General features: G+C 69.1%; 13 protein-coding genes. 5 read left to right on the top strand and 8 right to left on the bottom strand.

Going from position 1 to position 12950, the window contains the following annotated elements; genetic code table 11:
* Window positions 1-59 precede the first annotated feature (59 nt).
* The 5 genes from MKK58_RS23845 to MKK58_RS23825 all read right to left on the bottom strand — a co-directional run bounded on the left by MKK58_RS23845 (window position 60) and on the right by MKK58_RS23825 (window position 4069).
* Window positions 60-653: a lactate utilization protein C gene (locus tag MKK58_RS23845; protein WP_243915443.1), complete on the bottom strand. Its 594-nt coding sequence runs from the start codon at window positions 651-653 to the stop codon at window positions 60-62.
* Complete coding sequence (locus MKK58_RS23840) at window positions 650-2254, bottom strand: lactate utilization protein B (RefSeq protein ID WP_243915442.1); 1605 nt, start codon at window positions 2252-2254, stop codon at window positions 650-652. The genes MKK58_RS23845 and MKK58_RS23840 overlap by 4 nt, the downstream gene beginning before the upstream one ends.
* A complete protein-coding gene (locus MKK58_RS23835) occupies window positions 2251-2994 on the bottom strand; it encodes a (Fe-S)-binding protein (protein ID WP_243915441.1) in 744 nt (247 codons plus the stop codon). Before MKK58_RS23835 ends, MKK58_RS23840 begins: the two co-directional genes overlap by 4 nt.
* A gap of 219 nt (window positions 2995-3213) precedes the next feature.
* Window positions 3214-3906: a LysE family translocator gene (locus tag MKK58_RS23830; protein ID WP_243915440.1), complete on the bottom strand. Its 693-nt coding sequence runs from the start codon at window positions 3904-3906 to the stop codon at window positions 3214-3216.
* A gap of 16 nt (window positions 3907-3922) precedes the next feature.
* Window positions 3923-4069: a hypothetical protein gene (locus MKK58_RS23825; protein WP_243915439.1), complete on the bottom strand. Its 147-nt coding sequence runs from the start codon at window positions 4067-4069 to the stop codon at window positions 3923-3925.
* A 28-nt stretch (window positions 4070-4097) separates the two neighbouring features.
* On the opposite strand from MKK58_RS23825, the gene MKK58_RS23820 reads away from it, so the two are divergent.
* Window positions 4098-4466: a hypothetical protein gene (locus tag MKK58_RS23820; RefSeq protein ID WP_243915438.1), complete on the top strand. Its 369-nt coding sequence runs from the start codon at window positions 4098-4100 to the stop codon at window positions 4464-4466.
* 32 nt (window positions 4467-4498) lie between these two features.
* Window positions 4499-5575, top strand: a complete 1077-nt coding sequence (locus MKK58_RS23815; RefSeq protein ID WP_243915437.1) for a helix-turn-helix transcriptional regulator — start codon at window positions 4499-4501, stop codon at window positions 5573-5575.
* A gap of 46 nt (window positions 5576-5621) precedes the next feature.
* Here the strand turns inward: MKK58_RS23815 and MKK58_RS23810 are convergent, their stop codons facing one another.
* Window positions 5622-6551, bottom strand: a complete 930-nt coding sequence (locus tag MKK58_RS23810; protein WP_243915436.1) for a ribokinase — start codon at window positions 6549-6551, stop codon at window positions 5622-5624.
* A 159-nt stretch (window positions 6552-6710) separates the two neighbouring features.
* Between MKK58_RS23810 and MKK58_RS23805 the strand changes: the two genes are divergently transcribed.
* Window positions 6711-7415, top strand: coding sequence for a GntR family transcriptional regulator (locus MKK58_RS23805; protein ID WP_243915435.1), 705 nt, complete (start codon window positions 6711-6713; stop codon window positions 7413-7415).
* A gap of 27 nt (window positions 7416-7442) precedes the next feature.
* On the opposite strand, the gene poxB is transcribed toward MKK58_RS23805, so the two are convergent.
* Both poxB and MKK58_RS23795 read right to left on the bottom strand, forming a co-directional pair.
* Window positions 7443-9203: a ubiquinone-dependent pyruvate dehydrogenase gene (gene poxB / locus MKK58_RS23800; RefSeq protein ID WP_243915434.1), complete on the bottom strand. Its 1761-nt coding sequence runs from the start codon at window positions 9201-9203 to the stop codon at window positions 7443-7445.
* Between the two features lie 127 nt (window positions 9204-9330).
* The gene (locus MKK58_RS23795; protein WP_243915433.1) at window positions 9331-9687 is read right to left on the bottom strand and encodes a hypothetical protein; all 357 of its coding nucleotides are present in this window, start codon (window positions 9685-9687) and stop codon (window positions 9331-9333) included.
* 419 nt (window positions 9688-10106) lie between these two features.
* Between MKK58_RS23795 and ilvD the strand changes: the two genes are divergently transcribed.
* Complete coding sequence (ilvD, locus tag MKK58_RS23790; protein ID WP_243915432.1) at window positions 10107-11837, top strand: dihydroxy-acid dehydratase; 1731 nt, start codon at window positions 10107-10109, stop codon at window positions 11835-11837.
* Entirely contained in the window at window positions 11824-12726 is a 903-nt protein-coding gene (locus tag MKK58_RS23785; protein WP_243915431.1) for a tetratricopeptide repeat protein, read from the top strand. Before ilvD ends, MKK58_RS23785 begins: the two co-directional genes overlap by 14 nt.
* Window positions 12727-12950 lie beyond the last annotated feature (224 nt).

Below are 12950 nucleotides of genomic sequence, written 5' to 3'. Positions count from 1 at the left end.
GGTTCCTCGTCCCCCGAATGACAGTCCACACGGGATTGTCGGCGCTTCCAGGCGCGATGTCAGGTTCGGGGCGTCAAGATCACGGTGAGCGAGCGCACCCCCTGCGCGCCGTGGATCAGCACGCCCTCGATGTCGGCGGTGGCCGAGGGGCCGGTGTGGAGCACGGCGTAATCGGCGCGGGCGAAATCCGGGCGACGGTAGGCCGCCTGGATGTTCACGAGGATGTCGGCCGGGTCGAGGAGCACGACGAGGTGCTGGGCGAGGTAGGCGACGGCGTTCACCTGTAATTCGGCCTGCGTGAACAGAACCGAGCCGGTCTCGGCGACCCCGAACACCGCCCGCACGATGGCGACGTCGACGTCGGCGAGGTCCTGCGGCCGGGCGACGGCGGCAAGATCGCGGTTGCCCGCGAATTCCGGCACGGCGGAGGCGATGACCGTCGCCCCGTCGAGGCGCTCGCGCACGCTGGCGAAAAGGTCGTCGCCGGAGGTCGCTTCGGCGAGCCGCCCGCCCATACGCTTCAAGCGCTCGCCGAACTCCGCGACGTGATCGTCGCCAACGAGCGGCGCGAAGAGTGGCACCTCCGGCAGCGGATGCGCGCCGGCCGGGCGGTTCCGGCGGATGCGGGCGAGGGTGTCTTCGCGGACGCTCACTTGATCCCCTCGGTCTTCTTGCCGCCCGCCTTCGTCATGCGGTTCTGCCTGTACCAGGCGTGGAAGGTCTGGCGCGGGGCTTCCGGCATCTCGCGGCCCTTCCCCCAGGTGTTGAGCGGGTTGTAGACGGCAAAACGCGGCAGCACCTTGAGGGCGGAATCGGCGGCCCCGATGGCGGCGCGATAGGTGGCCGGGCGGCTCAGCACCTGGCCCGCCGCCTTCATCATGCCCTGCTTGAGCAGCGGGATGTGGTGCTCCTCGGCCAGGACCTTGCGCCAAGCGAAGATCTGCTCGTGGATGTTGATCTTGACCGGGCAGACGTTGGTGCAGGAGCCGTTCATCGTCGAGGAGAACGGCAGCGTCGAATACTTCCGCTTGTTGAAGGTCGGGTCGATGATCAGTCCGATCGGCCCCGAATAGGTGGCCCCGTAGGAGAGCCCCCCCGAGCGCCGGTAGACCGGGCAGGTGTTCATGCAGGCGCCGCAGCGGATGCATTTCAGCGAGGTCCAGAACTCCTCCATCCCGAGCCGCTCGGAACGGCCATTGTCGACCAGCACCATGTGCATCTCGGTGCCCTTGCGGGGCGCGCGGAAATGCGAGGTGTACTGAGTGATGGGCGAGCCCAGCGCCGAGCGCGAGAGCAGGCGCAGGAACACGCCGAGATGCTCGATGCGCGGGATCAGCTTCTCGATGCCGATGGAATGAATCTGGAGCTTGGGCACGTTGCCCGAGAGATCGGCATTGCCCTCGTTGGTGCAGGTCACCACCGTGCCGGTCTCCGCGATGGCGAAGTTGCAGCCGGTCAGCCCGGCATCCGCCTCCAGGATGAGCGGGCGCGTGTGCATGCGCTGACTCTCGGCCAGATAATGGGCATCGTCGTTCTCCGGGTCGGTTCCCATGGTGCGGGAGAAGACCTCGGCCACGTCGAAGCGGGTCTTGTGCACGGCCGGCACCACCACGTGGCTCGGCTCCTCGTTGTCGAGCTGCTGGATGCGCTCGCCGAGATCGGTCTCGATCACCTCAATGCCGGTGCCGGCCATGTAGTGCCGAAAGCCGCATTCCTCGGTGAGCATCGACTTCGACTTGATCAGCGATTTTGCGCCGTGATCCTTGAGGATGCCGTGGACGATGCGGTTGTGCTCGGCGCCGTCGGCGGCCCAATGCACGTGGACGCCGTTGGCTTTGGCCTGCGCCTCGAACTGTTCGAGGTAGCGGTCGAGGTTGGCCAAGGTGTGGGTCTTGATCTGCGAGGCGAGCTCGCGCAGCTCTTCCCATTCCGGGATGCCGAAGGCGGCCGTGTCGCGCTTGGTGCGCAGGTCCCAGAGCCTCGCGTCGTGCGCCTTCTGGTGCATGGGCGCCGCGAGGAAGCGCTCGGCGGCCTCGGCCTGATCGATCGGCCGATCGCCGCGGATCTTGGCGCCGCGCGGCTGCGGCTCCCGGGGCGCTTTGGCCGAGATCGGCCGCGAGGCGCCCTCGGCGTGCTGGAGGCGCCGGCCGTCCTGGCCGCGTTCGCTCTCGTCGTTGCCGGCCAGCACCTCCGGATGGATCACGCCGTCGCGGCGGGCCTCGTCCCGAGGACGGAGTTCGTCGGACGCACTCATGCGGTCGCTCCATTGAGGATGCGGGCGATGTGAATGAACTTGAGGGGCACGCCGATCCGCTCGGCGCAGCCCTTCTGATGCATCATGCAGGACGAATCGGCCGAGACGACGTACTCGGCCCCGGCCTGAGCGTGGTCCGAGACCTTGTCGTAGCCCATCTTGGCCGAGACGGCGGGCTCGAACACCGAGAAGGTGCCGCCAAAGCCGCAGCACTCGTCGGGCCGGGCCGGGGCCACGATCTCGATGCCCTTGACCTTCTTCAGGAGGTCGAGGGGCTTGGAGAAGAACGGCTTGTTCAGTTCGGACGGCCGGGCATGGTGGATGCCCCGCAGGGCGTTGCAGTTGCCGTGGTAGCCGACCCGGTGCGGGAACTCCGCCCAGGGGAATTCCTCGACCTTGAGGATGTCGTGCAGGAACTCGACCAGTTCGAAGGTCTTGGCCCGCACGGCCTTCACCTCGTCGGTCTGCGGAATCGCCGTGAGGTGCTCGCGCACCTGGTGCACGCAGGATCCGGATGGGGCCACGACGTAGTCGAAGCCCGAGAAATTCTTGACGAACAGCGCCTCTGTGGCGGCGGCCTCCGCGTGGCAGCCGGTGTTGGTCATCGGCTGGCCGCAGCAGGTCTGGTCGAAGGGGTAGTCCACGTCGAGGCCGAAGCGCTCCAGCAATTCCAGCGTGGCGATCCCCACCTCAGGCTCGAAGGCGTCGACGTAGCACGGCACGAACAGTCCGATGCGCATGGCGTTCCCTGGTCCCGCGCCCATCGGGACGCCCCGCCGGCCGCTTTGGAAGTGTTCTATGGTTGGCCTGGGTTTAGAGCATCGGGCGGGACGGGGGAACCGGTTTCGCGCGGGGCAGGGGCGGTTCGACGCGCGCCCGGAAGCCGAGATCCAGCTTGGCGTCCACGTTGAAGGCACCGAGTGAGGTCGGGCAATGGTCCCCGAGGGCGGGGTGCGGCGTCAGGGCCGGTCCGAGCCCGCCACAACGACGGCCCCGCCGATTCCCCGATAAGGTGGCCCGTCCAGGCTGCCCACCAGCCCCTTGGCCAGGAGGCTCAGCGCCAGGGCGGCGAGGAGGAGGCCGGCGGCCTTGTTCATCCGCTGGAGCACGTGGCTGGTCACACAGCCCCGGAACAGGGACACCGCGGTGTTGAGGGTGACCCACCAGGCGAGGGAGCCCAGGAACACGCCGGCCACCAGCACCGGAAGCGGAGCGGCCCCGTGGGCGAGGAGGGCCGGCATCGCCGCGAGGAACAGGACGGGCGTGACGGGGTTCGCCAGGGCGAGCCCGATGGCGCTGCCGTAGCTCGCCGCGAGGGTGCGGCGGCGCTCGCCTTCTTGGCGCTCGCCTTCTTGGCGCAGGACCGTGACGCTGCGCAGGACCCGGACAGCGAGGGCGAGCAGCACCGTCCCCGAGACCAGGGAGAGCACGGCCACGTTCGACCAGGCCGTGGCCAGGTCCGCACCCCACCCCGCCACCAGTGTCCCGTAGGTCAGATGCACGGTGGCGACCCCGAGACCGGTGGCGAGCCCCGTCGGCAGGCCGCCCGACAGGGTTCGCTGGACACAGAGCAGGCTGGTCGGGCCGATCGGCGCGGCGATGGACAGGCCGAGGCTCGCTCCGGAGAGCAGGGCCGTCGCGATGACGCTCATGGCGCGGCGAACGCGCCTAGTTGGCTTTGGCGCCGTCGTCCTCGGAGCGCTCGCGCGGAGACCCGCCCGTCCGCGGATCGACCGACGCGAGGTTCGCGTCCGAGCAACCGATCTGCGCGCGCTCCAGGGCCGACGATGCCTGCGCGCAGGCGATATCGGGCATATCGTTCAACTCGTCGGCCCGTGCGGCGATGCAGGAGACAACGACGATCGAGCAGGCAATCAACAGTCTCATGGCGGGTTCCTCCAGTTTCGGACAGTTTAGCGATGCCCCGGAAAGCGGCATCCTCCGTCCGGCGGAGGGCGACATCATCGGCGTCCTGGAGGCCCGAGGCCCGGGGCGATCCGGACGGACCGGACCGGGCGCCGGCCGAGAAAACATCACCGTTGCAGGGGTTTCCGACGAAGCGATCGGTGCTTGGGATGCCGGGGAGCCCAGCATGCTCGGCGCCGAAATGAGGCCGCGCAACACCCGGCGGGGCTTCACCGGCGCCGGCCGAACCAGGCACATCCCCCGTTTGGAGGATACCTTCGTCAATTTTGGACTGATATTGGACTGATTGCGATCAGTCAGTTCAGCTTGGGGCGGGCCGTGCACGAAGCACTCATCGATCGGATCTACGAGGCTGCCGGTACGCCGGAACTCTGGCCCGATGTCCTCCAGTGCCTCGCGGACACGACGAATTCGGATGGCGGCGTGCTGACGGTGCTTCCACCGGTCGGAAGGCCCCGTTGGATCGTCTCTCCGACCCTCGAGCACCGGATGCGGCAGCACACGGCGACGTCGTGGCGAGGCAGCGGGCGCCTGGCACAGTGGCGCGCGCTGGCTCATGCGGGCTTCGTGCGCGATGTCGACCTGATGCCGGCCTTCCTCGACACAAGGAGCTGCCAGGCCGAGGCGCGATCCTGGCAGGTGGGCACGACGATCCCGCTCCCCAGCGGCGAGGTCGCGATCGTCACGGTCGAGCGCCACGCCGACGCGGGGCCGCACGAGGCCGGTTTTCTGCCGCGGTTGGACGCTTTGCGGCCACACCTCGTTCGGGCCTGCCAGCTCAGCGCCCAGTTCGGCTCCGAGCGCGCACGCGTCACCGCGTCGGCGTTGAACCGGATCGGGCTCCCGGCCGCAATCCTGTCTGCGTCCGGACGGGCACTGACCATGAACGCCCGCCTCCACGAACGGGACGAGGTCCTGCCCACCGGTCACACCGGCGGCCTCGTGTTCAAGAGTCTGACCAACAGCAAATTCCTGCAGGATGCGATCGCCAACGTCGTCGAGGGCCGCAGCATCGTGCAGACCATGCCGGTGCGCACCTATGCGGGGCACCGCACGCACATCGCCCACATCCTCCGCTTCGATCGGCACGCAGACGACGTCTTCGACGAATCCGCCGTTCTCCTCGTGCTGGTGCAGGTAGGCGCGCGGGCCGCTCCGGATGACGGTCTCCTGCACCTCCTCTTCGACCTCACCCCAGCCGAGGCGCGCCTGCTCCAGGCCCTGGCCGGGGGCTTGCGCCTGCAATCCTACGCGGCCAGCGCCGGCGTACAGACCAGCACGGTGCGCACCCAGCTCACCTCGATCTTCCACAAGACGGGCACCAAGCGGCAGGCGGAGCTGCTCAGCATCATCGCCTCGCTCTCGATCTTCAGCGGGCAGCCGACCCATTGCTGAAGTTCGCCGGGCCCTAAAAGGAGCGGGGCATCGGAGGGAGCCGCGCTCAGGTCGGGGGCCGGTCCAGGAAGAGGTCCAGGTCACGCGCGCTCGGGAACGCATCGAAGGCTCCGAACCGGCAGGTGGCGAGCGCACCGCAGGCGGCCGCCTGCCGGAGAACGCCCTCCAACGGCCTTCCGTCGAGCAGGCCCGCGATGAGGCCGGCGCCGAAGGCGTCGCCCGCTCCCACCGTATCGACGGCCGCGACCGCGAAGGCCGGTTGGCGGAGGGGCGGCGAGTCCGGGCGGAACGCGACGGCACCCCGCACGCCCAGCGTCACGACGAGCAGTTCGAGGCCGCCATCGAGCAGGGCCGCGATGGCGGGCGTCGCGCTCCGCGCCTGGGCGATGCAGTCGGGATGACCGAGGCCGAGCTCGGCCGCCTCGACGGCGTTGAGGACGAGGATCGTCGTCTCGGCCAGGATCGCGGGATCGAGGGCGCGGACGGGAGAGGGATTGAGCAGCGTGCGGATGCCCCGGGCTCGCGCCAGGGTGAAGGCCTCCCGGATCGGCGCGTCCGGGGATTCGAACGTCGCGGCGACGAGATCCGAGTCCTGCAGGCGCGGGGCGAATCCCCGGACGTCCTCCGCCGTGAGGGCGAGATTGGCACCGAGGCAGACCGCGAGGCAGTTCTCACCGATTGGATCGACGAAGGCGACCCCGGCCCCCGTCGAGCCCACATGCGGCACCAGCATGTCGGTCGAGAAGCCGACCCGCGCGAAGGTCGACCGGACGACGGGGGAGAAGACGTCCTCGCCGACGGCGAAGATCCCGTCCACGTCGAGGCCGAGGCGGTGCGCAGCCAGCGCGAGGTTGAAGCCCTTCCCGCCCGGCTCCGCGAGGAAGGCGGAGCCTCCGAGGGATTCCCCCGCCTGCGGCAACCGCGCGACCTTCACGGAACAGGCGATCACGAAACTGCCTACGACGAAGACCCGCATGGAGCACCCCGGCCCGATCCGCTATGAACGTCTGGTACAGGAGGTCGGTTAAACGTGCGCCGGAAAAATCGGACGGGACATGGCGATGTCGAGCCGGATCTCGCTGTCAGCGATCGCCCCTCGGTGCTGTCCCTCCTGCGGCTTCGGGACGATACCGCGATGCCCCTCTATCGGCAGATCGAGGGACAGCTGCGCGACCTGATCGTGTCGGGCACTCTGCCGCCCGGCGTCATCCTGCCGGCGGAACGCCAGCTGGCCGACAGTCTGGGCGTCAGCCGCGTCACGGTCCAGCGCGCCTATGCCGAGCTCAGCGAGGACGAGCTTCTCCTGCCGCGTGGCCGCTCCGGCTTCCTCGTGCGTCGCCGTCCGGAGCCCGTGCGGCCCGGCATGGACCGCCTCAAGGGCTTCACCGAGGAGATGCGGGAACTCGGAAAGGTGCCCTCCTCGCGAATCCTGGAGCGCGCGGTCGCGGAGGACCGCTCGATCGCCTCGATCTTCGGCCTCCCGTCCACAGCCCCGTTCCTAAAGCTCACGCGGGTCCGCTCCGGCGACGGCGTGCCGATGTCGCGGGAGGTCGCCTGGTACAACATCCGGGCCGTGCCCGCCCTCGAAGGCGCCGACCTCTCGGGCTCGGTCTACGCCTTCCTGGCCCAGCACGAGGCGGGCCGCCTCGTGCGCTGCGAGCAGACGGTGGAGGCGACCATGCCGAATGCGGAGGAATCCGAGATCTTCGCGTTCGAGAAGCCGCTGCCCTGCCTGCTGATCAAGCGGCACAGCTACAATCGGGACGCCGTCATGGTCGAGTATGTCGAGGGCCTGTTCCGGGGCGATGCCTATCGCTACCGGGTCGATCTGACCCGGTAGGTCGACGGGACGACCCGGGTCGAGCCCTCACCGCAGAAGATTGGTCTTGGCCAGATCGAGCACGGAATCCCCGCGCCCGCTCATCACGGCACGCAGCACGTAGAGGCTGAAGCCCTTCACCTGCTTACCGTCGATCTTCGGGGGCATGGAGAGTTCCTGCCGGGCGACCACGCAGTCGAGGAGGGCCGGCCCCGGATGGGCCATCACCTCGCGCACGGCCGCCTCCAGCTCGGCCGGGTCCTCGACCCGGACCGCGTGGATGCCGGCGCCGCGGGCCATGGCGGCGAAATCCGGGTTGTCCAGGGACACGCCGGTCTCGATGTAGCCGGCGGCCTTCATCTCCAGCTCGACGAAGCCGAGGGTGCCGTTGTTGTAGACCACGATCTTGAGGGGCAGCTTGTGCTGGCGCAAGGTGAGGAGGTCGCCCATCAGCATGGCGAAACCGCCATCGCCGGAGAGCGAGACGACCTGCCGTTCGGGATAGGCCGATTGCGCGCCGATGCCCTGCGCCATGGCGTTGGCCATCGATCCGTGGACCCAGGAGCCGATGAGCCGGCGCCGGCCGTTCATCTTCAGGTAGCGGGCCGCCCAGATCGTCGGGGTGCCGACATCGGCCGTGAACACCGCGTCGTCGGCGGCCGCCTCGCTGACGAGCTTCGTCAGGTATTGCGGGTGGATCGGCTGCTTGGCCGATTTGAGGCCGAACCAGCCCTTGGCCGGCGCGCCGGTCGCAAGATCGTCGAGGTCCTCCCGCGCCTTGGCGTAGTGCTTCAGGGCGGCATCGAGATGCTTGCGCTCGCTCTTGACGGTGAGCTTCGGCAGCAGCGCCCGCAGGGTGTCATCGACATGGCCCACGAGGCCGAGGTCGAGCTTGCAGCGGCGCCCGAGTTGGCCCGGGCGGATATCGACCTGGGCGATCTTGGCGTCCTGCGGGTAGAACTGCCGATAGGGGAAATCGGTGCCGAGCATCAGCAGCGTGTCGCAGGACATCATCGCGGCGTAGCCCGAGGAGAACCCGATCAGCCCCGTCATGCCAACATCGTAGGGGTTGTCGTACTCGACCACGTCCTTGCCGCCGAGCGCGTGCACGATCGGGCTCTTCAGGGCCTCGGCAAGCCGGAGCAGCTCGGCATGTGCTCCCGCGCAGCCGCGCCCGCACAGCAGGGTGATCCGCTCCGAGCCGTTGAGGAGGTCGGCCAGCGCGTTCAGCTCGGTCTCGGCGGGGCGCACCACGGGCCGGGGCGGGATCAGCCCGGCATTGGGGGCGACGCCGCGGGTGGGCGCATCCATCAGGGCGACGTCGCCGGGGATGATCACCACGGCGACGCCGGAGAGGCCGATCGCCGCCCGCATGGCGTTCTCCAGCACCTGCGGCAGTTGCGAGGCGTCGCCCACCATCTCGCAATAGTGGCTGCACTCGCGGAACAGCTCGCCCGGATGCGTCTCCTGGAAATAGCCCGAGCCGATCTCGGCGGTGGGGATGTGCGCCGCGATGGCCAGCACCGGGGTACGGGTGCGGTGGCAATCGTAGAGGCCGTTGATGAGATGGACATGGCCCGGTCCGCAGGACCCGGCGCAGACCGCGAGCTTGCCCGAAAGCTGGCTGTCGGCCCCCGCCGCGAAGGCCGCCACCTCCTCGTGCCGGACATGCACCCAGTCGATGGTGCCTCGTACCCGGAGGGACTCGGTGAGGCCGTTCAGGCTGTCACCGACGATGCCGTAGATGCGCTGGATGCCGGCTTGGTCGAGGGTGTCGACGATGAGGTCCGCGACGGTGACGATCTTCATGGGGCACAGGCTCCGGTTGTCACGAGCCGAACCTTCACCGTCGCGGGGAGTTCCACCGGGGAGCGTGTCCCCGGTGCGGATGTGTCACGCGGTGCGCGCCCCGCGCAGCCGCTCCCGGTCACGGCCCTCAGCAGCTGAGGCGCCGCCCCTCCTTGCGACCGAAATTCCGGTAGTGGACAGCGGCCGAGGGCATCTGGCCCTGCTCGACCGCGCGGCGGACGTCGGGATTGCAGCGCAGGTACTCGCGCTCGTCGAACCCGTATTCCCGTCCGCGGTCGCGGCGCCCGCGACCCTCGTCGTCCGAGGCCCGGCGGCGGTCGTCGCGGTCGTCGTAGCGGGAACCGCGCTCACGATAGCCGTCGTCGCGCCCCTCGTAGCGGGAACCCCGGTCGCGGGAGCCGTAGTCGCGGTCGCCGTAGGGCTGCGCGAGGGCCGGTCCCATCAAGGTGAGGCCGACCACCACCATTCCACCGAGCAGCTTCATGTTCCGTGTTCTCCGCGTTCGATGCGTTGAAACACCTCATGTACAGATTTGGTTCGGTAAAGCGCGGCGTTTGATGACGTAGGGCCGCTCGACGGTTCATTCGCACACGCGGCACGGACCGATGGCCCGGCCCGGCCCCGGCCCGAAGCGTGGCTGTGGCGGGGTCGCAACACCGCGAAAGCATCCAGACTTTGCCTTGGGAGCCCCCAGCCTCCGCCGCGATCCCGCCATAAACCGGGACCACCTCAGGAAGCGCGGTAAACGATAGTCCCCCCAACGATTTACCGCAGAGTTCAGATGCTTTCCGAAGTTCGGCTCCCGGGAGTCGCGCGCTTGCCCCATGGGGCACGTGCGATCCCGTGCCCGCGGGCGCCCTGAAGTCAATCGAAGCGTAGCAGGCCGGGGCGGCGAGACAGACGATGGACGCGCGTAAAACCGACAAGTCGAAGCTTCCGAGCCGCCATGTCACGGAGGGGCCCGAGCGCGCGCCCCACCGCTCGTACCTCTATGCCATGGGCCTGACCCGCGAGCAGATTCACCAGCCGCTGGTGGGCGTCGCCTCCTGCTGGAACGAGGCCGCCCCCTGCAACATCTCGCTGATGCGCCAGGCGCAGGCGGTGAAGAAGGGCGTCTCGGCCGCCAACGGCACCCCGCGCGAGTTCTGCACCATCACGGTGACGGACGGCATCGCCATGGGCCACGCCGGCATGCGCGCCTCGCTGCCCTCCCGCGAGGTCATCGCCGATTCCGTCGAGCTGACCATGCGCGGTCACGCCTACGACGCCCTCGTGGGACTGGCCGGCTGCGACAAGTCCCTGCCCGGCATGATGATGGCCATGGTGCGCCTCAACGTGCCGTCGATCTTCATCTATGGCGGCTCGATCCTGCCCGGCTCGTTCCGCGGCCGGCCGGTCACCGTGCAGGACCTGTTCGAGGCTGTCGGCAAGGTCGCCGTGGGCGACATGAGCCTCGACGACCTCGACGAACTGGAGCAGGTCGCCTGTCCCTCGGCCGGGGCCTGCGGCGCCCAGTTCACCGCCAACACCATGGCCACCGTCTCCGAGGCCATGGGCCTCGCGCTGCCGTACTCGGCCGGCGCCCCGGCCCCCTACGAGATCCGCGACAGATTCTGCATGACGGCCGGCGAGAAGGTGATGGAACTCATCGCCAAGAACATCCGCCCGCGCGACATCGTCACCCGCAAGAGCCTCGAGAACGCGGCGGCCGCCGTCGCAGCCTCCGGTGGCTCCACCAACGCGGCCCTGCACCTGCCGGCGATCGCCCACGAATGCGGCATCAAGTTCGACCTGTTCGATGTCGCCGAGATTTTCAAGCGCACCCCCTACATCGCGGACCTGAAGCCGGGCGGGCGCTACGTCGCCAAGGACATGTTCGAGGTCGGGGGCATCCCGCTCCTGATGAAGACGCTCCTCGACCACGGTTTCATGCATGGCGACTGCATGACGGTCACGGGCCGCACCATGGCCGAGAACATGGAGCGGGTGCACTGGAACCCGGACCAGGACGTCGTTCGCTCCGCCGCCACGCCCTTGACCCCCACCGGCGGCGTCGTCGGCCTGCGCGGCAACCTCGCCCCCGAGGGCGCCATCGTGAAGGTCGCGGGCATGTCGGAGGAGAAGCAGGTTTTCACCGGCCCGGCCCGGGTGTTCGATGGTGAGGAGGCCTGCTTCGAGGCGGTGCAGGAGCGCACCTACAAGGAAGGCGAGGTTCTGGTCATCCGCTACGAGGGCCCGAAGGGCGGCCCGGGGATGCGCGAGATGCTCTCCACCACGGCGGCGCTCTATGGCCAGGGCATGGGCGACAAGGTCGCGCTGATCACCGACGGTCGCTTCTCTGGCGCCACCCGCGGCTTCTGCGTCGGCCATGTCGGGCCCGAGGCGGCGGTGGGCGGCCCGATCGGCCTGATCCGCGACGGCGACGTCATCACCCTCGACGCGATTCACGGCACCCTCGACGTGGCGGTCTCCGATGAGGAATTCGCCGCGCGCCGGGCCGCCTGGAGCCCGCGCACCAACTCGGCCACCTCCGGCTACCTGTGGAAGTACCAGCAGACCGTCGGTCCGGCGGTGAACGGCGCGGTGACCCATCCGGGCGGCGCCGAGGAGACGCACACCTATGCGGACATCTAGGACAGCCCACGGCCGCGCCATGCGGCCGGCGCGGGCCGCCCGGGATCGGCCGCTGGCGCGCCTGGGCCGACGGCTCGCCGCGGCGGCGGGACTCGTGATGCTCGTGGGCACCCTTCCGGCGGCGGCCCTCGACGCCACAGCCCGGACGCCGGTGCCCGGCGGCAGCTACCGCAACGCCCGCGAGGCGCTGCGGATGGGCGTGCGCGACTACAATGCGGGCGACAAGGAAGGCGCGGCTCGCGCTCTCGAATACGCCGCCGACCAGGGCCACGCTCTGGCGCTGTGGAAACTCGGTCGCATGTATGCCGAGGGCGACGGCGTGCCCCACGACGACCTCAAGGCCTTCGAGTTCTTCTCCCGCATCGCCGACGACACTACGGACGACGGACCGGACGCCCAGAACTCGGGCGTTGTGGCGAGCGCCTTCACGGCTTTGGGCGCCTACTTCCTCGATGGGATCAAAGGCACCTACGTGCGCGCGAACCCCGAGCGCGCCTACGACATGTTCAACTACGCGGCGTCGTATTTCGGGGACCCGAACGCGCAGTACAACCTCGGCCGGCTCTACCTCGACGGCACCGGCGTCGACACCGACGCGCGCCAGGCCGCGCGCTGGTTCAACCTCGCCGCCGAGAAGGGCCATGCCCCCGCCCAGGCCCTGCTCGGCCAGATGCTGGTCAACGGCCAGGGCGTACCGGCCCAGCGCGCCCGCGGGCTGATGTGGCTGTCCCTCGCCCGGCAGGCCGCCCAGGGCCGAAAGGACGAGTGGATCATCGCGCTGTACGACAAGGCCTGGGCGGCCGCGAACGAGGACGACCGCGCCGCCGCGATGGCACAGGCCTCGCAGGCCACGACGCAGGTCACCGGCTCCGCACGCCGGCGCCGCTGACGCATCCGGGGTGGGGATCGCGCCGATCGCGCGACCTCGACCCTGTCGTGACGGCAACGCTTCGCCGGCACGGTCCCTGTCCGCACCGACTCGACGAAAAGGCGCCGTCGTTTCGACGCGCGCGGGGATGCGCGCGTCATGCAAGCGCACGTGCGATGAACGAAACGCTCAGATTGCGAGCGATCAATTTTCGCAAAGAAAAATTTTTATCTTACGGAAGATAC

Origin of the sequence: Methylobacterium sp. J-078, assembly GCF_022829285.1 — a bacterium.
Lineage (GTDB): Bacteria > Pseudomonadota > Alphaproteobacteria > Rhizobiales > Beijerinckiaceae > Methylobacterium.
Note: the sequence above shows the minus strand (reverse complement) of the source record. Positions and strands in the feature narration are given on the sequence as shown.

Coding starts and splice junctions, on each gene's coding strand:
- MKK58_RS23840 (WP_243915442.1), bottom strand. CDS start 2,254: ATGAGTGCGTCCGACGAACTCCGTCCTCGGGACGAGGCCCGCCGCGAC.
- MKK58_RS23835 (WP_243915441.1), bottom strand. CDS start 2,994: ATGCGCATCGGACTGTTCGTGCCGTGCTACGTCGACGCCTTCGAGCCT.
- MKK58_RS23830 (WP_243915440.1), bottom strand. CDS start 3,906: ATGAGCGTCATCGCGACGGCCCTGCTCTCCGGAGCGAGCCTCGGCCTG.
- MKK58_RS23825 (WP_243915439.1), bottom strand. CDS start 4,069: ATGCCCGATATCGCCTGCGCGCAGGCATCGTCGGCCCTGGAGCGCGCG.
- MKK58_RS23820 (WP_243915438.1), top strand. CDS start 4,098: ATGCAGGAGACAACGACGATCGAGCAGGCAATCAACAGTCTCATGGCG.
- MKK58_RS23810 (WP_243915436.1), bottom strand. CDS start 6,551: ATGCGGGTCTTCGTCGTAGGCAGTTTCGTGATCGCCTGTTCCGTGAAG.
- MKK58_RS23805 (WP_243915435.1), top strand. CDS start 6,711: ATGCCCCTCTATCGGCAGATCGAGGGACAGCTGCGCGACCTGATCGTG.
- poxB (WP_243915434.1), bottom strand. CDS start 9,203: ATGAAGATCGTCACCGTCGCGGACCTCATCGTCGACACCCTCGACCAA.
- MKK58_RS23795 (WP_243915433.1), bottom strand. CDS start 9,687: ATGAAGCTGCTCGGTGGAATGGTGGTGGTCGGCCTCACCTTGATGGGA.
- ilvD (WP_243915432.1), top strand. CDS start 10,107: ATGGACGCGCGTAAAACCGACAAGTCGAAGCTTCCGAGCCGCCATGTC.
- MKK58_RS23785 (WP_243915431.1), top strand. CDS start 11,824: ATGCGGACATCTAGGACAGCCCACGGCCGCGCCATGCGGCCGGCGCGG.